We start from the raw sequence: 22,772 nt of genomic DNA, 5'->3' as shown, positions 1-22,772 counted from the left end.
ATCATTAGTAAAAATAATATTTTCACACAATTCGTTTGGTTGAACTCTCAATTTACATTGATTATCAGGAATATGTCTGTCTATGTAGCCTGATAATAGGCTGTTACCATTTCAGTCTTAACATGAAAGAAATACCTTGCAGTGTAAGCGCTTATAAATCATTATTGAAACGTCGTTTCACTTCCAATCTTCAGGCCAATTTTGAACTTACCTGCGGCACTGCGCCAGAGCGTGACCAACACGCGTTGGTATGCCAAACGAAAAAGCTATCGGGTGCTCTTCTGGCGCGAGATTACCCCGTTGGCGCTGCCTATCTTTTTAGAAAATACCTGTGTATTGCTGATGGGGGTGCTGAGCACTTTCCTGGTGAGTTGGCTCGGTAAGGAGGCGATGGCCGGGGTTGGCCTGGCAGACAGCTTCAACATGGTGATTATGGCCTTTTTCGCCGCGGTCGATCTGGGAACCACGGTGGTGGTGGCCTTTAGCCTCGGCACGCGGGATCGCAAACGGGCGAGAGCGGCGGCGCGTCAGTCGCTGGTGTTGATGACCGCATTGGCGATATTGCTGGCGGTGGTGATCCACCTGGCCGGTGAACAGATTATCAATGTGATCGCCGGGGCTGCCACGCCCGAGGTCAAAGCGCTGGCCCTTTCCTACCTGCAAACCACGGTGTGGAGCTACCCGGCGGCGGCCATTGCGCTGATTGGTAGCGGGGCGCTGCGTGGGGCAGGGAATACCAAGATCCCGCTGCTGATCAATGTCGGCATGAATATCCTCAATATTCTGATCAGCAGTACGCTGATCTACGGTCTGTTTAGCTGGGATGGGCTGGGCTTTGTCGGCGCTGGCTTAGGGTTGACCATTTCCCGCTATATTGGCGCGATCGGTATTATTTATGTGTTGATGATCGGCCTGAACCCGGCACTGCGTATTTCATTGAAGAGCTATTTCACCCCGCTGAACAGCAATATCTTGCGCGATGTGCTGGGGATTGGCATCCCTGCCAGTATTGAGTCGGTGCTGTTCAACTGCGGAAAATTACTGACGCAGATGTTTGTTGCCGGTATGGGCACCAACGTGATCGCCGGTAACTTTATTGCCTTTTCCATTGCTGGGCTGATTAACCTGCCGGGAAGCGCTCTGGGATCGGCCTCAACCATTATTGTCGGTAAACGCTTGGGCAAGGGGCAGATCGCCCAGGCCGAGAAACAACTGCGTTACGTGTTCTGGCTGGCAACCGTCGGCTTGACGATCCTGGCCTGGGGAACCGCGCCGTTCGCCGGGCTGTTTGCCTCTTTTTACACCCAGGAAGAAGATGTGAAAGAGGTGGTGAAAATCTTGATCTGGCTGAACGCGGCGTTTATGCCGATCTGGGCGGCCTCCTGGGTATTACCTGCCGGGCTGAAAGGTGCTCGCGATGCCCGCTTCACCATGTGGGTCTCAATGTTGGGCATGTGGGGCTGCCGTGTGGTTGCCGGCTATACCTTGGGCGTGCTGCTCGGTATGGGCGTGGTCGGGGTCTGGTTGGGGATGTTCAGTGACTGGGCGGTGCGCGGAGCGTTCTTCTATTGGCGCATGGTCAGCGGGCGCTGGCTGTGGAAGTACCCGCGCATCAAAAAAACTCCGCCTGCAATAGCCGAGAATAAAAAACCGGCTGAGTGATCAATCCCATCTGATGCAGGTGAATAACACCTGCATGCAAATACCTAGGCTACCTCAGGGATCTTCTCGTCGATGCTGACAAACAGGCGCGCATAAGCGGTTTCGCCGAGCACCTGAAAAACGTGGAACTTTTGTTCCAGCAGTAATATGCCAAACACCTGTAAATCACCCAACACTCTGATTTCCAACGGCTCCAACTGTGAACCCTCTTTGCAAAAGACGCTATTAAGATGGTTCATCTCGATCATCAGCGCATTAATGCCATTCACACGGGCAGGGACTTTTTCCGTTATCCATTCTTCAGGCGTCAGCACATAGTAGCGCCAGCCTGCATTTTTCAATGCCTCGATAATATAGGTCAGCCGATGCAAATCTGGCTGCTGCTCGATAGGATCTACCCAGGAAAAATATAAATACTGCACCCGCTCATAGAGCCTGCTTTGCATGCCTAACTGACGCCCGCGTGCGATCAGCCAGGCTATTTCTGGCGCGACTTGTTTAGGAAAACGTTTTTGTTTTTGTGCCGTGATGAGCCAGCGTAGTAAGAAAAGATGTCCATCTAAAAAAGAAGTCACCTTCCCATCTTGTTCAGCCAGCTTCATGGCAACCTGAGCACAAAAAGCAAAGTGGGCTAATTCCCGGTTTTTATTATCGATATCAGTCATAACCAATGCCGTAAAAGAAGAACTATCATGTTGAACATAAACTTTCTGGTGAATTCCCCCACCTCTTGGTTGTTCATCTGGGTTTCAATGGGGGAAAAGATTTCGGGAAGCAAAATCTCGCCTCCCGAAAAGTGACTATTTTTGCGCCGTTAACTCGGTCAGTTTTTCCAGCGGCGCTTTTTGCCCTAACGGATTATTGCCCCAGCATTGCTCGTATTTCCAACCGGTCAATTCTTCGACAATGGCACGGTGAGCCGGAGAGATATCCGCCATGGTTCCTCCTGCTTTAATCCGCGCAATCTCTTCTAACAGGATCATATGGCTCTTTCTATCCAGCTTCATTTGCGTGGTGTAGAAAATCGCCACTATTGCCAGCGCTATTACACCAATGGCAAACACGCCGACAATCGCCTGTACTGCCATTTCTGGTTGTACTGATTGCCCTGAGACAAAGCCAAATTTGCTGAGCGTCCAGCCCATGGCGAAGACGATGATAGAGCGCACCATTTTCCCGGCGAATGTCATGGCACCAGCATACAGCCCTTCACGACGACGCCCGGTCAGCACCTCATCCACGTCCGCCAGGAAGGTATAAACGGTCCAAGGGATGTAGTAGATCCCGCCGGTGCTCAGGCCAAAAACAGCGGTGATGGCAAACAAGACGATCACGGTGGCAGTATCTGACCAACCGGTAAAGTAGAGCGCTGCGTAAGCAATAACGCTGACAATCACTACCTGCAAGGCGATGCGGAACGGCCGGGCAAAGCCCATTTTTACGCAGATGCCAATAAAGAATGCGGTTGAAATCAGCTGCATCACCGAGCTGAAACTGTTGAGCTGCGAAACCAGCACGGCGCTTTGGCGCAAGCCGAAGATGATGAAATAGGTAAATGAAGACGCAAACAGCCATTCTGCGCCGAAGCCGAACAGATACATCCCCAAATGCTTGCGGAAAATACGTAAGCGGAAAGTGGAGATCATATCAATACAGAGTTTCTTCAGTGCTTGCCCCAGGCTGCTGGTGGTTTCTTTTACCACTTCGCTGGCCGGGCGTTCCCATGAGGAGACATACAGAGAAATCATGGCGAGACACATGATTGCGCCGTAGGCGATGCCGGTATAAAGGAACGGGGTTGGAGAGTCTTTACCGTAGATAGCAATGAACTGGCCAGGAATAAAGGCCGCCATAAAGTTAGCGATTTTACCAAAGATCGCTTTTGAGCCAGTCAGCTTGGAGCGTTTGGCAAAATCCGTGGTCATTTCTGTCGCTAAGGTTTCGTACGGCACCATGATGGAGGTGTAGATCAATTCAAACAGGGCGTAGGTGAGCAGGTAATACCAAAACCCGAAACCGCTCATCCACAACATCGGGTAGAACAGCACCAGAGGGATCCCGAGGAGGATGAAGAATCGACGGCGGCCAAATAGCCGGCCAAGCCGCGTGTTGTAAAAGTTATCCGTGATGTAACCCATGATCGGGTTGCTGACGGCATCAAGAATACTGGCCAGGGAGAAGATGGCTGCGGCTTCTACGACAGAAAGGCCACAAAAGGTCGTATAGAAGTACATCAACCAGGCGCCGCTGATCGCCAGCGCGCCACTTCCTAGTAAGTTCGCACTACCGTATGCGACCGTATGCCTGACTGTTATCTGCTTTTCCATGTATCCGCCATATATAAAACATCGTTTCAATTTATCTGACACATTGTTTCTTTATATTACTGTTGTGGGGTGTGAAACGAGACGGGGATCACACAACAGCGTTTTGCACGGAAAAGGTTCAAGGGGGAATATTTTGGGATGCTTTCAGTTATTTTTTAAATAAAAAACAATATAAATCAATTGATTGTAAGTTTTTTGCTCTGTTGAACGAAGGGAGAGGTCAGTTAGCCGAACCTGTAAAATCGTATTTTTTGTGATTTATGTCACAAAAATATTGAAATGCTGTTTTGAAAAGAGTAGATTCATTTGTGTGACACAGGTCACACTAAAAGACACTAAGTACAACTGAGGAAACGACCATGAAAATCATACTGACTATCTCTAAATTTTTCGACAAGCTGGACGAAGCCTACTCTGATCTATGCAAGCGGATTGGCTCAATTGTATCACCTTTCTGATCTAAGCCATCTAGGGCTTCATCAGCTAAGATCGTAGGCGCTTACTCTATCCTCGCCATAAAGTAGGATACGGTCACGACAATTTGACGTTGATCATCAAATGATGAGTGGTAACTAATCACGTCATTTGTCGTAGCGCCTGCTATAACCTCTCTTCATCCCTTTCTCTATTAATAACCCGAATTTCGGCTTAAGTTAAAGCGCTTCTGCCATTGCGGAACTCTCATCCCTAATTCCTCCTGGAATAAAACTAAGATAAATCTGTATTCGCAAATGATATTTTTAAGTCGATCTTAGTGACATCATCATGAACGAAAAAGAGGTTTTTACTACTGAGATTTTTCAACAGACACGTCACTTCTAGAAAAATACAGCGTGAAAAATTAGAGTGCTAACATAACAGGGAGACGCTGTAATGGTTTTTTCTAATGTTTATCAATGGATTGAAGTGGCCCAGTGAATCTGCCTATTGGGTTGATATCGCTGAGGGGGTCGACATACCTAACATTTGCGAAGAGATGTATTTATAATCAGAGTATAACAAAACTGCATTGTGTATAGAAAAAAAGCATCTGCCCTGGCACAAAGAAAAATCCTATATTGCTTGCCATTGGCATGTTAGACTGTTCGTTTACTGCGTATATTATTCTTGTGCTTTCATTTTTAAGGTTTTTCTCTTTCGTTGAATAAAATACAAATAACTTTTTGTTGAGGATTATCTGTAGTGCATTCGGTGTTGAACGGAAGTATTAAGGATTTTTTGTTAATTAAGAGAAGGAAATAAAAATGTAAAATCCCTCCATCTGTTATTATGGCTTCTATTCTGTTTGCCTGAGGATTTAGGAATAATTACCCATTCACCTCAGGATTAACTATCAGTTGAGAGAGATATCGCCAGTTACAATATAGCCTATAAGTTATATTTCCAACATGGAATTAAAGATGGTCTCATGATTGTTTTTTATTTAATAGATTAAACTATAATACGTATAAATAGAGGTATTATGAGGTACTTGCCAAAACTCCAACAGCTACAGGCATTTCAAGCAGTAATACTGCATGGTAGTATCCGTTCTGCTGCCAAGGCGCTTGACCAATCACAACCAGGAATCACACGCAGTTTACAGGAGTTGGAGCAGGTATTGGGCACGGCATTGGTAATAAGAGGTGGTGGCGGTGTGATACCTACTGAGGCGGGGCGATTATTTAATGCGCGTATTGAGTTGGTGTTAAATGAGTTAGACCGTGCTTTGGATGAGATTGAGCACCTCAATCTTTCGACATCAGGGCCTGTTGTGATAGGGTTGTCATCGTTACCTATTTTAACTATATTTCCAGGGGCTTTGAAAAGATTTAAAAAAAAATATCCAAAAGCAAGCATTACCAATATGGAAGGGCAAATATCCGAACTGCTGCCATCCCTGCGTATAGGCAAACTGGACTTTATTATTGGTGCCAATATACCTTCTGAATACTTGAGTGGCCTTGTGCAGGAACCTCTATTTAATACTGCATATGCTGTATACGTTCGCAAAGGACACCCCTTGGTGAGTTGCACGTCATTAGCCGAGTTACAGGAGGCAGATTGGTTTTTGCCTGTGACAACGATGGGGCATTACGACCAATTGGAGTTATTGTTATTTGGTTCTAAAACTTATCAGCAGAAGGCAATAATGCGGGGCACCGGTACCGCCGCTTTACAAATGGTTATGAATGCGGATTACCTGACTATTGCGACTAAAGCGATGGTTCGTACACATTTTCTCGCGCAAAACCTTTGTACTATTCCAGTGAAAGAAGCTATGCCGAATGCTGAATTCTGTTTAATCTACTCCTCAGAGCGCCCTTTAACGTTAGCGGCGAGAAATTTAATGGATGAGTTTCATCGGGAATCTCAAAATTACAACTGGGATTGAGTTTGTACACAGGTTGTGCCATGGTCCGATATTGATATGCTCATTATATTTCAACTGATATACGCCGCACTGTAATTTGAACTGTTTGTGGCGTAAATTTAGTGGGCTATCAGAAGTTAACTGACTCCTGAGTAATGAGGAAGTAGCTCATGGAATAGGAAAGCTGTTATGGTCAGTAACTATAATCAATCGGGCAGGTATTGCCGAATCAGTGATGATATATTATCTGAATATAAAATTCGTTAATATAGTCGGTGATATAAAACCCCTTTGGTCTTGAGTTTTATACCCTCGGTAACATGCCTGTCCTTTCCTCTGGTTACGAAAGGATTCGATTGCAGGTTCATCCAGATGTGACCATTAATTATGGTTAATACTATGGGCTGAGGAATCCCGCCCGAGCGTAGCCCTACTGTTCCGGCGAGGTGTTGCCCGCTTTTAGATATTTTTGTTTATACATAAAGACAGGTTGTTCCTGTTAAACTTCGCCTTAAGTGCGTTGTTATCCAAAGAGATACCGCATGATGTTAGAAAACAATCGACTTGAACCTGGCCGCATTGCTGGCCGTATAGAGTACCGTATGACGGATATTTCTGTGCCCTAGATAGTCTTGAATTAAACGTGTATCCATACCTTGTTCTGCTAGTGCATAACCGCAAGAGTGGCGCAACATATGCGGGGTAACAACCACGCTGATCCCTGCGGTTTCCCCATAGCTTTTAACCGCTTTATAAAATCGTTGGCGCGAGATCCGTGTTCCGTGGCGCGAAAGGAAAAGCCACTCACTGTCCGCGTTTAAATAACTTGAGCGTTGCCCAAGCCAAGCGTTGAGCAATGTGATTTCAATATCGTGTAACGGATGCTGAACTGAAAAGCCATTTTTTAGCCTGCTAACGTGAACTTTTCTGTTCACTAAATCAATATCGGAGAGTTTTAGAGCCGTTAGCTCACTCACCCGAAAACCATGGATATAACACATCAAAATCATACACTGATCCCGATAGTAGTTATTCCCGCGTGCAACACTTACCAGTAAACGATCCACCTCGTTTTTATTTAAGTACTTTCTTGTTCTCACCACTTTTCCTGTTGCTACCTGTCACTGATTGATGCATGTATCCTACTGATTTTATGTGCTCTTAGGTGGTGGGTTTGGTTACTCTTTGGTTGCGTTTTGGTTGCCCTATGTTGTCTTTTGTAGCTAATGTTTCTAAATGTAAGGCTGTTATTGATGTTGATAATCACAAGGTATCTCTACGACGAAACTGGCGCCGCCGAGTTCTGAAGTTTTCACGAAGACCGTGCCCCGGTGCAACGCAACGATTTTATCTACGATCGTCAGCCCTAAGCCAAAGCCTCTAATCCCTAATTTCTTGTTGCCTTTTCCCCTGTAGAACGGTTTAAAGACTTTCTCTATATCTTCAGCAGCGACCCCTTTACCATTATCTTCGATAGAAAAAGTGAGGATTTCTTCAGTACGTGTTACGTTCACCTGAACTATGCTCTTAGTGTACTTTTTGGCATTGCCGAGTAAATTGCTCAATACACGTTCCATTAAGTTCATGTCCATATAAACCCAACCAAGATTGCTGTCATAATTTTTTATAAACTGAATATCTTTACTCCCTTTAATGGCTGTATCAATCTGTTCATCAAACCAGGTGGAGATATACTGCTTTTGCGGAGAGAATATTTTATTATAGTTTGCAATGCTGGCATAACTGAGTGCGGTATCAATTAATGACTCTACGCAATTAATTTCATCGTAGATATTATTCATTATCGCTTCTTTATTATCAACATCCTTCTCTTCGAGATAGTTATGGAGATGAAACCTTATCCTGGCGATCGGTGTCCGAAGCTCGTGAGCCATGGTCGTCGTCATAGCTCTGCGCATCAGGGTTGCATCCTGAATTTTATCCGCCATCTCGTCCAGCGCGCTAGCAATGGGTTTGAAGATAGCCGATGATGCACCCTCCACTCTAGCCTTCAGATCCCCTGCACTCAGAAGCAGGGCTTTTTGACGTATTTTCTTTACGTCACACCAAATAGGGTTGAGCCAACTGTAACAAAATAGTGCAATTAATAAGGCAAGCCACAGCATTCCATTAATATATACACGATATCTTATAGTCCGATCTTCTGATATTATGTTTACAATACCAAACTGGCTTGCATTGAGAGAAAGAACTTTATTGGTTCCTCTGATTTTTTTAAGGGCAGTGTTATCATTAATGATGACTATCTCTCCTTTAAGTATCCTGGCGTATTTATCTGCGGGAAGTTCCTTTTGGAGGTTAACCACACCCACGACACTGACAGAGTAAATTGAGTATTCATTCAGTTCATTAAATTTTCCATCCAACTCTCCCTCTTTATGTAAAAGGTATTTTTTTTCTAATAAATTAATGGTTTCCTGAATAAGTTCATAGTGCGCCCGGGCTGTTAAGACTGTCATAGTGCGTATTTTTACAAAGTCTATAATGGCATAGATAACAAAGCCAAATAGCAGGCAGAATAGATAAAACCTCAAAAACATGATGACTCTAGGCCAGTTGTTTATTTTCATCTTTTAGGCACCCTGACTGTGCTATTCATTCCAACCATCGCGATTCAGAAGATACCCTTTTCCTCTGATTGTTTTGATTTTTTTGGGATTTTCGGTGTTATCGTCAAGCTTCCTGCGCAACCGGGATATGTGAATATCTATTGTGCGATCCAGCCCATCGAAATCAATGCCTTTCAGCGCCATTAACAGCTGATCGCGCGTGAGAACTTTGCCTGCGTCTTTAGCCAACAACAGCAGCAGATCAAATTCCGCCGTCGTCATAGGGATTTCTTGCTGATACAAAAAAACGGTTCGAGAACTTGGCATAATGACCAACTGCCCGAGCTCCAATGCTGGATTCGCCGGCTCTTTCTTTTCTGCTACGACGGGTTTACTCACACGACGGAGTTGGGCTCTGATCCTGGCCAGCAACACTCTGGGTTCAACGGGTTTAATGATGTAATCATCAGCCCCAAGTTCTAACCCCAAGATCTGATCGAGACTTTCCCCCAGAGCCGTTAACATAATAATGGGCCCATGATATAACCCCCCGAGTTCCTTACAGATATCCATACCACTTTTGCCCGGCAGCATGATATCCAGCAATACCAGGTCAGGATGATGTTGCAGGATATGGGTTACGGCAGATTCACCATCACCGATCACGGTAACGTCGAACATATGATTTCTTAAAAAATCGGAAATCAATGTTGCCAAGGGTTTGTCATCCTCAACCAGAACGATAGTTTTTCTTTCATTCATAAAAACTCTCATTAAATTAGTGCTATAAGAAAAGTCTATCAATTTGCGCTAAAACGACAATTTTTATCATTTAAAAAATGTCATTGTATGCGCGTGCTATAGAACAATGAATTCACTTATTTAAATGAGCCCACTCTGCTTTTTAATTATGTACGCAGTTCGGTTTTTACGACAGTTGAAATGCTTAATTAGATATTTAGCGCTTGGTGCTGCACATCCAGAGCCGTTATCACTCTTTAGCATTATGACGCGTTCGGGATGGTGTTAGGCAGGCTTGGGGTATTGCGGCACTCGCAAATTAATTGTTAACTGTGATTAAAATCATTAGGTTATGAGAGTCTGTGCTGCTTATGCCGTTGGGGTAAAGGGGCAACCATGGCGTTAGGGTTCTGGATTTATGAGAGAGATATCGGGGGTTGTTTACCTGGTTTGATCTGTGGTGAATGGATAACAAAGAAAAGATATTTCACCGGGTGAAAAAGTGAGAAAGACGATAGTGCAATGGCAGATAACCATCAGGCACCACCGTCGTTTATGAGACAGGCAACAAACGCCATGTCCGGTAGAATAAAAACGTGCAGCGAAGCCATTGAGTATTCAATGGCTTCGCTGCCGATAGGTTTACTTATAAATAATCGTGAACTGGGCGCTGGCGTTGGCCATACCGGCAGTAATGGTGTCGGAGATGGCTTTGTAACGAGCAATAAAGTTCAGATTGGTGACAGAGCCTACGCCGGTTTCCAGAGTATAAGGCTGGGATTCCTCAAACAGATTAACCACCTGCTGGCTGGCATCGGAAAGCTCGATGGCTACACCTTCAGCGGTGTCTACGCCAGGGGTCAGTGCCAGTACGCTGCTGTCACCAGAAACGCTGGTGCCGTCAAATTTCACCACTGCGGTGGTGGCTGCTACCGGACAATCTTTCAGTACCAGTTGGAACTGGGTCGGTGCTGCCGTGCTGCCGATGCCGTTAAAGGCGCTGGAGGCGACTTTACCCAGTGTTACCGTCAGGTTCTGTGAATCGGTATCAACCGTACAAGCGACATCGGTAATTTCGCCCATAAAATTAATGGTACCGTCAGCAGCAAATACGGCTGGGGTGGCAACAACCAGAGAAAACAACGCAGCGCTAATGATGTTCTTTTTCATAAAATCTCTATTCAATCCGTCTTTTGGGCATAGCTAAATGCCGCTTTATGTAATTAAACCCAATGATAATTTGAGGTGGGGTGTCATCATCGAATTATCTTCTGTGCCACCGCATGTGGTGGTTTCATTTGATTTCGGTGAATCACCGGCTCTAAATGATGGGCTTAGCTTACGTTTATTCCGAAATTCATGATGGAGACTTTGGTTATCCCTGTGTTGTTATTTGTACAACTTATAACAAAGTGTAAATACTCGCCGTGTTACCTCATTATTGATAAGTGATATTCAGCGTTGCGGTGGCATTGGCCTTGCCCGGCATTACCGTTGCCAGAGTTTGGTAATAGCGCGCCTGGAAGCCTAGGGTTTCAACACCGCCAGCAGAGGTTTTTAGCAGTAGGTTTTCATCAATATTCATAGGGATGCCGTTATAGAGAATCTGCGCTCCCACACCTTTGGCTACATCAGCATTGCCTGCACCGCTGAGGGCTAATACGCTGGTATTGGTGGTATCAGCATTTTGGGTGCCTGACATTGAGACATTGACTCTGGCATTGGCATCGCAATTCAGGCCCAGATTGAAACTCTGGGTTGCCAGGGTGCTGCTCACGCCGGTAAACAGCGCCGCCTGTACGTTCCCCAGTGGCACCGAGACGCTAGGCGTATTCAGGGTACAGGCCAGCACGGTAACGGTGAGGGCGTTGAGGTTGATCGGCACTTCGGTCGCCCATCCACCGCCACCTGACACGCTGGAGCCAAGAATAAAGGCACCCACTTTGCCAGAGATGACTCCTGAATTGATTGGGCCCGTTTTATACAGTTGGATTTTGGCGGAACCACTGCTGGAGAGAAAACTGCTATTTTGTATCGCAACCAAAGCTATCTGATGGATATTACCATCCAGCGGGGTGGCTGACGGCGTGGGTAGCCTGTAGACCGTTGTTGAAGCTCCTTGGATTGCCCCTAATGTGAAGCCGATACCGGGAGTACTGGTCGCATAAATATAGTCTCTGCCCGATTTAAGACCTGAAAAGGCGCTGGTGGTTTTGAAGCCAAAATTCTGCCAGACCCCACTATACTTAGCCGTGCTAGGGCAGGTATAAATCGTTTGCAGTGGTGAGCTTAGTTCCACCTCACTCAGCGGATCTCCCACCTTGACATCCCGTTGTACAATTAAGGCTGCCCCTGAGATGTTGACCGACGGCGTTGCGGTACTACAGACACTGTAAGCCCAGACAGGGGCTGTGTAGGCGAGTGATAGCGTTAGGGTAAACTTAAACAGGTTTTTCATCGTATTTTCTCTTCACAGGCAATTGCCGTTGACCGTGATCAGGCCGGTGGTTTGCTTTGTGCGTGATTGTGGGGGTAACTGATAACTGACTTGGCATTGTTGTGTACTCTCTTTGCCCCATTGCACCAGCAGGGCTCCTTTTGCCTCCATTCCTGTTAGATAGACTTGGCCACCGTCGCCGACAATGCTGCTATGTACCTCGGTGCTGGTCGCTTCGGTGACGGTGGCACCAAATGGCACCGGTTCTCCATTAGCCCGCAGCAGAGTCATCATGATTCGCTGGCCGATACGGGGTTGATAATCAGCCACCACCACCGCACCGCGCGTCGGGGTGACCGTTTTTGAGGTCAATTCCAGCTCGACATCTTCAGGCAGGGTGGCGGTATCCAGCCCGAGTGCATTATTGCGGTAAGGGGTGACGTAAGGCACCACGGCATAGCCACGCCAGTCGGTTTTCACGCCAATATTGTTAGCCACGCCAACCCCTTTAGCACCCGGTGCTTTCACCAGTGCTACCGTTTCGCCCAGCGGCTGTGACAAAGTGATGCCATTCGCGTGAACCAGAATACCGCCTTGGACACCGTAGTTGAGCCGTTGCTGCTGACTCCCGTAGCTGTAGCCCGCGTTTAGCTGGCCACTGTTGCCCCGGTAGCTGGTTGATAGGTTGCCGTTACTGCCATTTTGTTGGCTGTTGTAGCCCTGTGTTACGGACCAGCTCAGATTGTTTTGTTCCAAAGCGGTGCCGTTGAGCCCCACGCTGTGGCTGACCCGCCCTTGATTGCTGCTGTTCATGCTGTAGGTCGCCCAGGAGTTATTGAGCCAGCCGGACAGCGGAATGCTGATGTTCAAGGCCAGTAAATGTTCGGTACTCCCGTTGTTAAGGGGGTTCTTGCTTTGGCTGTAGTTGATGCCGTAGCTGATGGCGCGCCAGTTGTTGTTATAACCCAGGCCGAAGGTTTGGGTTTTCTGCCCGTCCCAGTCCCTTTCATCCACCAGGCTCAGTGACAGAGAGCCCGCCTGTTGCCCCAGACTCTGGTTAACCGTCAGCTCTATGCGGCCACGCCTGTGCTGCGGGGCGTCAGTTGATTGCGTGGTTGCCTGAGCGTAGGTATCCAGCGTTTCCTGTAGCGTATAAAACCCTTTGGAGAAGTAATGATAACTCGCCAGACTGACGTTGGTCCCGGTATCGGCAAAGCTCTTGCCATAACGCAGGCGCAATGACTGGCCGCTACTGCGTTGCTTGTCTGCTGGTGTCGCTTGGGCTTGGGTGACATCAGCGGAAAAAGCCCCGATCGGCCCCATATTTTTGCCGAGCCCCAGCGCGTATGCGTTGTAGTGGGTGGCTGTTTGCCCACCGCCGTACAAGGTGATCCCCCAGGGCATCCCATAGATCGCGGTGGCCTGAACAAAAGATGCGTTTTCAACCCGATCATCGGCCGGGCGATAACGCCCGCCAGCGAGGCTGTATTTCAGTTGCCCTTCACGCTGTAATACCGGCACCGAGGCGAAAGGCACCACCAGATGTTGTTCACTGCCATCGGCTTCAGTAATGGTGACGTTCAGATCGCCACTACCCCCGGTAGGGTAGAGATCGTTGATAACAAACGCTCCGGCAGGCACGTAGCTCTGATAAATCACGTAGCCATTCTGGCGGATGGTGACCTGGGCGTTGGTTCTGGCGATGCCGCGCACCACCGGTGAATAGCCGCGCAGGCTTTCCGGCAGCATCTCTTCATCCGACATCAACTGGCCGCCGCGCAGCGGCACGCTGTCGAACACTTCGCTGGAGGAGTTGGTATCTCCCAGCGTCAGTTGGCTCTTTAAAAAGGTGATATCGCGTTGCAGATAGGTATTGATGGATTGCCAGTGGCTTTGCTGCTGGCGATCGTCGTTGCCACTTTCCCGGTTCCAGACTGAATAGTTGCGCAGGCGCCAAGGGCCGGCGTTCAGGCCGCTGCGCAGGTTCAGGTAGTAACTGTTGCTGGCCGCCGAATTTTCACCGGCACGGGTGTTGGAGCCGCTGAAACTGTAGTTGGCTAACAGGGCCGTAACACCCTGCTGCCATTGATCCGGTGCCACATAGCCACGGGCCTCGCTCTTCAGTGCCGCCTGTGGAATGCTTAGGTTCAACTGCTGGTTGTTGAAATAGAATTCGGTATAGGCACCAGGGATCGCGGTTGGCAGATCGACACAATGGTTGTTTTCCGTCAGGGCACTGAATGCGGCGACGTTCACCCCGAGCGTTGCCAGATCGCTGGTGCTCAGGCAGGGTTGCAGGCTGCTATTACCGGCATCATCCTGACGCTGAACAAACTCCATCTCGCGGGAATCAATAGCCTGGTTATTCAGCAGCAAGTCGATCCGGTATAAGCCAGGAGCCTGGGTACCGCCCTCTTCAAACACCGACAGGTCCGCCCCTGCCTGTGCCGGATTATCGATCTGCAGCAGTTCCGGGTTAAAATATTCACGAGCCTGGAGCACGTGCAGATCGAGTATCAGTAAGCCCATTAGACACACCCAGGGTATCAGGTGGCAGTGGGGGCGGTTTTTTTCAGGCACGTATGTATCAGAGATATCACCCACTCGTACATTGCGGTTCACAGGTTTAGCCCTGATTTATTTAACACTGCTGCATGGGCGCTCACGTTAACCGTGGTTAACGCTCATTATGGTCGCCAGCGTTATAAGGAAAATTGGAAGGCATCGCTGGTGCCGCCATAGTCATTGATGATCTTCCAACTGACCGCATTGCCCGTCATGCCCGCAGTCAGCGCAAAGCTCGCCGTGGCATTTGGTGCCACCATGGTCACTTCCGGCAGTTCCTTACCGCCAACGGAGATGGAGAAGAAGCTCAGGTAATAAGGGGAGTTGTTGGTTGCCTGTAAGGTATTACCGCTGCGCTGCCATTTGAGGCTTTTCGCCGCGTCATTAAGGGAGCCTTTTACGCCAGCCGGGCGATAAATCAGCTTGATGCGGGTCTTGACCGCGATCTGCAGGGTGTTATCCACCTTCTCCGCAGAAGGAATGGACTTTATATTCAGCCAGAACAGGGATTCTTTATCTTCCGGCAGGTTGCCCCCAGCGCGGACGATGCGCAGTACGTTATCTTGCCCGCCATTCAGCCTGAACAGCGGTGGGGTAATGATGAAAGGCGCTTTAGTTTGGCCTCCTTCCTGTGTCTCAACCCAGGATTGGATAAGATAGGCCGTTTTATCCGGGTTTTTCACGCTGAGCGCGGTTTCTTTCTTGCCGCCGTCATAGATCACCCGGGTACCGCCGACGATCACGCCTGCTGAGGCGCTCAATGAGGTCAGCAACAGTCCGCCGAGTAGTGCCTTATGCCATAATTTCATCTTGGAATCTCCAGCCATCTGCGATCAGAAAATCAATAAACCCGCAGATTTATTGCCAAAGGTTTGCAAAGTGAATGTGCTCGTCGCAAACATGGCATTACGGTTTATTACTTATGGGCTACATACGCTCTGAAGCGGTTCTTGTACGCCTTTAGAAAGTATATGAACGCAATGAACATTGTGTGGGCTTTTTTGTCGTTAGTTTGGTGTGGCTTATTACCAATCGTTTTTTGAACGAATAAATCCTCTTTTTTAGCGTTCAACAGAAGGGTTCCTTAACAAGGGGAATTCCCGGTTTGGGGCAAGAAGCGTACCGTTACGGCATAGGCACCAAAGCAGCCTAAAGTACGGTAAAACTACCCGGTACAATCCAATAATGACTACATCTTCACCGGAACCGAGGATAGCTGTCCGTCGGGTCACGACTTAACGGCAAAGCAGATGGCTTTGCCGTTAAGTGCATGACATTAGTTGTAGGTGAACGAGGCAACTACGGTGGCATTGATAGTGCCTGGCATCACGGTACCGGTGGCATAAGCACGCGTTCTCAGTGCGAAGGTGGCGGTATTGGCTGCCACGCTGATAGTGGTTCCTTTGGTATTGCCAAAATTCATGCCACCACCGCCGGTTAACTCGACAGCGAGGTTGGTTGCCGTACCGGTGTTTTTATAGCGGGTGGCATCCCCGGTGTCTGGCGTTCCGCTAAATACCACGTTGACCTTGGTGGTTGAAGCCGGGCAACTTTTCAGAACGACATCAAAGGTTTTCCAATCACCGAATGTTCCGGCCGTTGCCAGAGAGGCGGCCTGAATACTCCCCAGGTCGATATTGACGGTGGCGTTGCTGGCGTCAATCACACAAGGTGAGGCTACGACATTCCCCGTCACGTTGATGGTGCTGATATCAGCAGCGTTAACGGCCATGCTGTGCACTGCTAATAACGCTAAACTGCAATATCCCAATTTAACTGACTTTTTCATTCTATAATCCCAACGTTGATATTTGACTGTGTATTTCTCTGTGAGAAAACGCTTTATATTTTTTATAGTCGCCCAGTAGGTTATTTACTGGTAAGTGAAATTAACCTGCACTGCACCTGCAATGGTTCCACCCTCGCTCATGCCGTTGACACTCAATAACCGGCTGGCAAGGGGGATGGTGGCGGTTCTTGAGGTGGAATCCACCGCCACGGTCAGGCTACTCCCCGTTCCCAACTTCTGTGTGCGCGTGACATCAGCCAGATGAATAGCGATATTCCTTGCCGTGCCCGTATTGGCATAAAGCGCGCCGTCATCATCACTGGCAGTACCGCTAAAGTTGGCTATCACTTTGCTGGTTGATATTGGGCATGCTGTTAACTTGAGGGTGATGGGTATCCACTCACTGGCATTGCCAGCGCCGGACAAATCACGCAACTGCAATTTGCCAAAATTAACCGTTTGATTAACCGTGCCGATATCGATAATGCAAGGAGAGGCAACGACTCGGCCGCTGACGTTAATGTTCGAAGCATTAACGTTAAATAAAAAGCCTTGCAATAATAGACCAACAGAAATTATCGTCCCGATCTTTCCCATTTAAACCTCGATGAATAAATCATGTTTGTCTTGCTATAGGCTGCCGTACTCTTTTTCCGAGAGAATACCTGCCTGCAATATGTAAATTTGGCCAATGCGATTGATGTTGCCTTGACCACCGCTGACCATTTTTCTGGCTTACATGCGGTGGCTTCATTTAATGCCGAGTAACACAGGCGTTCTAAATGATGAGTTTAGATTACGTTTATTTTGAGTCCCTTGATGGGGACTTTGGTTATACCCGTGTTACTTTTTGTACAACCTATGACAAAGTGTAAATACCGCTCGCATCGCTCACTTATTGATAAGTAATATTCAGCGTTGCGCTAGCATTGGCCTTGCCCGGCATCACCGTGGCCAGGGTCTGGAAATAGCGAGCCTGGAAGCCGAAGGTTTCAACTCCACCGGTTGAGGTTTTCAACAGCAGATTTTCGCCAATCTTCAGCGGTGCGTTGTTGTATAAGATCTGCGCCCCTACGCCCTTAGCGACATCGGCATTGCCTGCGCCACTGAGTGCCAAGACGCTGGTATTCGCCGTATCGGTATTCTGGGTGCCTGACATCGAGACGTTAACATTGGTGCCGGCATTGCAATTCAGACCCAGGTTGAAGCTCTTGGTCCCTAGCGTGCTGCCCACACCGGTAAATAACCCGGCCTGCACGTTTCCCAGCGGTACTGAGATACTGGGCGTACTCAAAGTACAGGCCAGTACGGTAATCGTCAGGGCGCTGACATTGATCGGCACTTCGGTGGCCCATCCACCGCCGTCGGCAGCGCTGCTGCCGAGAATGAATGATCCGACCTTGCCGGAGAACACCCCTGAGCTCAGGGGGCCGGTTTTATACAGTTTTATCCAGGCAGAACCACTGCTGGAACTGAAATTCCCATTTTTTACCGATCGCATAGCTAACTGATTAGGGTTGCCGTCTAGCGGTGTGTCGAGAGTCGATGGTAACCAGTAGCTCACCGTACCTGACTCGGTTGCTCCCAGCATAAAACCGAGTCCGGAATAGTTGCTCGTATAAATATTATTGCTACCCGACCAGAGAGTACTGGTGGCCTTGAAACCAAAGTTCTGCCAGACATTGCTATAAATAGGCGTGCTGGGGCAGGTATAAATCACCTGTATCGGCGATGCCAGGACCACATCGCTCAGCGGATCGCCAACCTTCGCATCCCGCTGGACCAGCATTGTCGCGCCGCTGATCGTTACGGAAGGCACCGACGGAGTACAAATTCTGTAGGCCCATGCCGGGGCAGCGCAGACCAGTGACAGCGCCGCAATCATCTTGAACATTTTTTTCATCACGCTCTCTCTTCTTACTGACAGGAACCGTTAACTATCACCACACCCGCGGCCGGTGCCGTTTTGGGTTGTGTTGGTAACTGATAATTTACCCGGCACTGTTGAGTACTCTCTTTGCCCCACTGCACCTGCAGGGTGCCTTTCTCGGTCATCCCGGTCAGGTAAGCCTGGCCACCTTCGCCAACAATGCTGCTATTTTCCCCGTTGCCGCCCACTTCAGTTACCGTGGCACCAAAGGGAACGGGTTGGCCGTTGGCGCGCAGCAGCGTCATCATCATTCGCTGGCCGATACGGGGTTGATAGTCTGCGACCACGACCGCGCCGCGCGTCGGCGTCACCGTCTTGGAAGTTAACGCCAGTTCGACATCATCCGGTAGCGTTGCCGTATCCAGTCCGATCGCGTTATTGCGGTAAGGGGTGACGTAAGGCACCACGGCATAGCCACGCCAGTCGGTTTTTACCCCGACATTGTTGGCCACGCTGACCCCTTTGGCACCTGGCGCTTTCACCAGCGCTACCGTTTCGCCCAGTGGTTGTGACAAAGTGACGCCGTTTTCATGCACCAGAATGCCGCCCTGAACGCCGTAGTTCAGCCGCTGCTGCTGGCTGCCATAGCTGTAACCCGCGTTGACCTGGCCGCTGCCGCCCTGATAGCTGGCTGACAGGTTGCCGTTACTGCCGTTTTGTTGGCTGCTGTAGCCCTGTGCCACGGACCAGTTCAGATTGTTTTGCTCCAGCGCGGTGCCGCTAAGCCCCACGCTGTGGCTGACCCGCCCCTGGCTACTGCTGTTCATGCTGTAGCTGGCCCAGGAGTTATTGAGCCAACCGGACAGCGGGATATTCACGTTCAATGCCAACAGATGATCGTTACCGTTGCTACCGACCGCATTCTTGCTGTAGCTGTAGTTGATGCCATAGCTGATACTGCGCCAGCTATTGTTGTAGCCCACGCTGGTGGAGCGGGTTTTCTGCCCATTCCAATAGCCTTCATCCACCATGCTTAGTGACAGAGAACCGGCCTGTTGCCCCAGACTCTGGTTAACCGTCAACTCCACTCGGCTGCGCTTGTGTAATAGGTAATCTGACTGCAATTTGGCTGACTGGGTGTAGGTATCCAGCGTTTCCTGTAGCGTGTAGAACCCTTTGGTTGAGTAGCGATACCCTGCCAGGCTGACGTTGGTTCCACTATCGGCAAAGCTCTTGCCGTAACGCAGGCGCAGGGACTGGCCGCTGCTGCTGTGATCCTCCGCCAAGGCGGCACGGGCTTGGGTAACATCGGCAGAGAACGCACCGATCGGCCCCATATTTTTGCCGAGCCCCAGCGCGTATGCGCTGTAGTGGCTGGCGGTCTGCACGCCGCCGTAGGCTGTTATCCCCCAAGGCAAACCGTAAATGAGGCTGCCTTGAGCAAAGGGGGTTTCGTCCACCTGGCCATCGACCGGGCGATAGCGCCCGCCGACCAGGCTGTATTTCAGTTGCCCTTCACGCTGCAATACCGGAACCGAGGCAAAAGGCACCACCAGGCGCTGTTCACTGCCATCGGCTTCAGTAATGGTGACGTTCAGATCGCCACTGCCTGCGGTAGGGTAGAGATCGTTGATGACAAACGCCCCGGCAGGCACGTAGCTCTGATAAATCACGTAGCCATTCTGGCGGATGGTGACTTGCGCGTTGGTTCTGGCGATACCGCGCACTACCGGTGAATAGCCGCGCAGGCTTTCCGGCAGCATCTCTTCATCCGACATCAACTGGCCGCCGCGCAGCGGCACGCTGTCGAACACTTCGCTGGAGGAGTTGGTATCTCCCAGAGTCAACTGGCTCCTCAAAAAGATGATATCGCGCTGGAGATAGGTATGGATGGACTGCCATTGGTTCTGGCCCTGATCGCTGCCACTTTCCCGGTTCCAGACTGAATAGTTACGCAGGCGCCAAGGGCCGACGTTCAGGCCGCTGCGCAGGTTCAGGTAATAACTGTTGCTGGCTGCCGTATTATCCCTGGCACGGCTGTTGGAGCCGCTGAAACTGTAGTTGGTCAACAGTGCAGGGATCCCCTGTTGCCACTTTTCTGGCGCCACATAGCCGCGGGCCTCGCTCTTCAGCGCGGCTTGCGGAATGCTCAGGTTCAACCGCTGGCTGCTAAACTGGAATTCGGTATAGGCGTTAGGGATCGCGGCCGCTAAATCGATGCACTTACTGTCTGGCTTCAACGCGCTGAACGCGACAATATTCACCCCAAGAGCGTCCAGATCACGGGTGCTCAGGCAAGGTTGCAGGCTGACCTTTCCCGCCTCATCACGATGCTGGATAAACTCCACTTCACGGGAGTTGATCACCTGACCATTCAATAAGACGTCTACACGATAAGTCCCAGGCGCCTGAGTATCGCCTTCTTCAAATACCGACAGGTCGGCCCCCGCTTGTGCCGGGTTATCGATCTGCAACAGTTCCGGGTTAAAATATTCACGTGCCTGGGCCACGCGCAGATCGGCCACCATCAAGCCTATCAGACAAGCCAACGGCAATAGCTTGAAGTTCTGCATCTTGTTTTTAGTGCGGTAATTGCTTGGCGTATAGCGCATTCTCAGATTCCTGTTCACGGGTGAAACTCTGATGTTTTCTGGTTTACCTGTGTTACAGAGAGGACTGGAAGGCGTCGCTGGTGCCACCATAATCATTGATGATCTTCCAACTGACCGTATTACCGGCTACGCCTGCGGGCAGCGCAAAGCTCGCCGTGGCATGCGGAGCTACCATGGTCACTTCTGGTAGTTCTTTACCGCCAACGGAGATGGAGAAGAAGCTCAGGTAATAAGGTGAACTGTTGGTTGCCTGTAAGGTATTACCGCTACGCTGCCATTTGAGGGTTTGCGCCGCGTCATTCAACGTGCCTTTTACGCCATCCGGGCGATAAATCAGCTTGATGCGGGTCTTGACCGCGATCTGCAGGGTGTTATCCACTTTCTCTGCGGAAGGAATAGACTTTATATTCAGCCAGAACAGGGATTCTTTATCTTCCGGCAGGTTGCCCCCGGCGCGGACAATGCGCAGCACATTATCTTGTTCAGCATTCAGCCTGAACAGCGGTGGGGTAATAATAAAAGGTGCTTTGGCTTGCCCACCTTCCTGTGTATCAACCCAGGATTGGATGAGATAGGCCGTTTTATCTGGGTTCTTCACGCTGAGAGCGGTCTCTTTTTTACCGCCGTCATAGATCACTCGGGTACCGCCAACGATGACGCCTGCTGATGCGCTCAGTGAGCTCAGCAGTAACCCGCAGAGCAATGCTTTATGCCATAATTTCATAATAGAATTTCCTATATCCTGTGGACAACAAAGTAAAAAACCAACAGCAGCTTTATCCTCCACGCAGATCTCATCATTTGAGGTTTATTTTTTATGTGGAAAAAACACCCTGAAGGTATTCTTCCATTGGGCAGTTATACTGCCCATTTTTAATCTGCCGTGATGGTAACTTTGGTTATGCTGATGTTATGTTTTGTACATTCCATTTCTAATTGTAAAAATGCCGGCTTACCGTGAATCCAACGATTTTTTTATTGCATAACGAGCCCAAGCTATATCGTTTAACTCTTTTTATTCATCTTTTTTGCTATCACCAGCAGGTCAGCAGCGCTCGAAATCTCTCACGTGCATTTCACTGCCTTGATAGTTAAGCAGGCTATTGCCCGATGCCGTTTTGGCAAAGGCAACCAAGCCGGTATTCCCTTTGACCCCCAGTTTTCGCATGGCATTACGCTTGTGACAACTGATGGTTTTTGCACTTCTATTCGTGAGGTCAGCGATTTTTTTCTGCGTGACACCACGTAAGAAATAGTTCAGCACAGTAAGCTCAGCCTCCGTCAAAAATGGGTGCATGGGTTTTGCTTTGCTATTTAACAGCCTGCTAATGTGTGGGCTACAAACATTGTTGTTCTCAATCACCTGAGCAATCAGGCTCGATATTTCACCAAGGCGTTCATCTTTAGAAATAAGCGCATGAATATCGATATTGTAGAGAGAGCGTAGCGTCGTCTTATCCTGAATCCGTGTTAATATCACAATTTTTATTTCAGGCAGGGTATGCTTTACCCAATGGATAAAATCAATAACCTGAAATAATGCTTTATCTGCACTAAAAGGTTCTATCACAACAATCTGTATCTCTTCTTTAATCAGAACGCTTTTTAACGCAGTTAAATTATTGGCGTGATGAAGATTACAGGTCATCGGCATGCAGGAGAGCAAAGACTCAAAGCCTATTGTTGACATCGTACAGTCATCAATTAATGCGATTTGAAATGCAGTGCTGTTTTCCTCACATGCTACTTTCGTCTTGTTTTTTAACACAGGTCCTCTATAAAATTTATTAATATTAAAAAAGGCCGCTCATTAATTACGGCCTTGGTTAATATGTATTACCGTAAA

At 48.8% G+C, this 22,772-nt stretch carries 17 protein-coding genes; 2 read left to right on the top strand and 15 right to left on the bottom strand.

The window, feature by feature from the left end; translation table 11 throughout:
• Positions 1 to 201 precede the first annotated feature (201 nt).
• Positions 202 to 1,662 (top strand): EmmdR/YeeO family multidrug/toxin efflux MATE transporter, encoded by a 1,461-nt coding sequence (locus ACX1CU_RS20820; protein ID WP_459400121.1) that lies wholly within the window; start codon positions 202 to 204, stop codon positions 1,660 to 1,662.
• Between the two features lie 44 nt (positions 1,663 to 1,706).
• Here ACX1CU_RS20820 and ACX1CU_RS20815 read toward each other — a convergent pair whose 3' ends face one another.
• Together ACX1CU_RS20815 and ACX1CU_RS20810 are read right to left on the bottom strand one after the other, a co-directional pair.
• Positions 1,707 to 2,327 carry a DUF2913 family protein gene (locus ACX1CU_RS20815; protein ID WP_459400120.1) on the bottom strand — a complete coding sequence of 207 codons (621 nt, stop codon included), beginning with the start codon at positions 2,325 to 2,327 and terminating at the stop codon, positions 1,707 to 1,709.
• Positions 2,328 to 2,462: 135 nt separating this feature from the next.
• Positions 2,463 to 3,989, bottom strand: a complete 1,527-nt coding sequence (locus ACX1CU_RS20810) for an MFS transporter (RefSeq protein ID WP_459400119.1) — start codon at positions 3,987 to 3,989, stop codon at positions 2,463 to 2,465.
• A gap of 1,462 nt (positions 3,990 to 5,451) precedes the next feature.
• On the opposite strand from ACX1CU_RS20810, the gene ACX1CU_RS20805 reads away from it, so the two are divergent.
• Positions 5,452 to 6,363, top strand: coding sequence for a LysR substrate-binding domain-containing protein (locus tag ACX1CU_RS20805; RefSeq protein WP_459400118.1), 912 nt, complete (start codon positions 5,452 to 5,454; stop codon positions 6,361 to 6,363).
• Positions 6,364 to 6,890: 527 nt separating this feature from the next.
• Here ACX1CU_RS20805 and ACX1CU_RS20800 read toward each other — a convergent pair.
• From ACX1CU_RS20800 to ACX1CU_RS20740, 13 genes are all read right to left on the bottom strand, one after another.
• Positions 6,891 to 7,442: a tyrosine-type DNA invertase gene (locus ACX1CU_RS20800; RefSeq protein ID WP_459400117.1), complete on the bottom strand. Its 552-nt coding sequence runs from the start codon at positions 7,440 to 7,442 to the stop codon at positions 6,891 to 6,893.
• Between the two features lie 147 nt (positions 7,443 to 7,589).
• The gene (locus ACX1CU_RS20795) at positions 7,590 to 8,933 is read right to left on the bottom strand and encodes an ATP-binding protein (RefSeq protein WP_459400116.1); all 1,344 of its coding nucleotides are present in this window, start codon (positions 8,931 to 8,933) and stop codon (positions 7,590 to 7,592) included.
• Positions 8,934 to 8,954: 21 nt separating this feature from the next.
• Entirely contained in the window at positions 8,955 to 9,674 is a 720-nt protein-coding gene (locus ACX1CU_RS20790; protein ID WP_459400115.1) for a winged helix-turn-helix domain-containing protein, read from the bottom strand.
• Positions 9,675 to 10,295: 621 nt separating this feature from the next.
• On the bottom strand, positions 10,296 to 10,823 hold the full coding sequence (locus ACX1CU_RS20785) for a fimbrial protein (protein WP_459400114.1): 528 nt from the start codon (positions 10,821 to 10,823) through the stop codon (positions 10,296 to 10,298).
• 268 nt (positions 10,824 to 11,091) lie between these two features.
• Complete coding sequence (locus ACX1CU_RS20780) at positions 11,092 to 12,111, bottom strand: fimbrial protein (protein ID WP_459400113.1); 1,020 nt, start codon at positions 12,109 to 12,111, stop codon at positions 11,092 to 11,094.
• Between the two features lie 12 nt (positions 12,112 to 12,123).
• The gene (locus ACX1CU_RS20775) at positions 12,124 to 14,619 is read right to left on the bottom strand and encodes a fimbria/pilus outer membrane usher protein (RefSeq protein WP_459400112.1); all 2,496 of its coding nucleotides are present in this window, start codon (positions 14,617 to 14,619) and stop codon (positions 12,124 to 12,126) included.
• 173 nt (positions 14,620 to 14,792) lie between these two features.
• Entirely contained in the window at positions 14,793 to 15,464 is a 672-nt protein-coding gene (locus tag ACX1CU_RS20770) for a fimbrial biogenesis chaperone (RefSeq protein ID WP_459400111.1), read from the bottom strand.
• Positions 15,465 to 15,931: 467 nt separating this feature from the next.
• Complete coding sequence (locus tag ACX1CU_RS20765; RefSeq protein WP_459400110.1) at positions 15,932 to 16,444, bottom strand: fimbrial protein; 513 nt, start codon at positions 16,442 to 16,444, stop codon at positions 15,932 to 15,934.
• An 84-nt stretch (positions 16,445 to 16,528) separates the two neighbouring features.
• Positions 16,529 to 17,041, bottom strand: a complete 513-nt coding sequence (locus ACX1CU_RS20760) for a fimbrial protein (RefSeq protein ID WP_459400109.1) — start codon at positions 17,039 to 17,041, stop codon at positions 16,529 to 16,531.
• Between the two features lie 298 nt (positions 17,042 to 17,339).
• Positions 17,340 to 18,347 carry a fimbrial protein gene (locus ACX1CU_RS20755; protein ID WP_459402873.1) on the bottom strand — a complete coding sequence of 336 codons (1,008 nt, stop codon included), beginning with the start codon at positions 18,345 to 18,347 and terminating at the stop codon, positions 17,340 to 17,342.
• 14 nt (positions 18,348 to 18,361) lie between these two features.
• Complete coding sequence (locus ACX1CU_RS20750) at positions 18,362 to 20,926, bottom strand: fimbria/pilus outer membrane usher protein (RefSeq protein WP_459400108.1); 2,565 nt, start codon at positions 20,924 to 20,926, stop codon at positions 18,362 to 18,364.
• Positions 20,927 to 20,978: 52 nt separating this feature from the next.
• A complete protein-coding gene (locus ACX1CU_RS20745; protein ID WP_459400107.1) occupies positions 20,979 to 21,650 on the bottom strand; it encodes a fimbrial biogenesis chaperone in 672 nt (223 codons plus the stop codon).
• Positions 21,651 to 21,971: 321 nt separating this feature from the next.
• Positions 21,972 to 22,694: a helix-turn-helix transcriptional regulator gene (locus ACX1CU_RS20740; RefSeq protein WP_459400106.1), complete on the bottom strand. Its 723-nt coding sequence runs from the start codon at positions 22,692 to 22,694 to the stop codon at positions 21,972 to 21,974.
• Between the last annotated feature and the right edge of the window lie 78 nt (positions 22,695 to 22,772).

Source organism: Serratia sp. D1N4, assembly GCF_054552755.1.
This window is presented reverse-complemented; position numbering and strand designations above follow the sequence as displayed.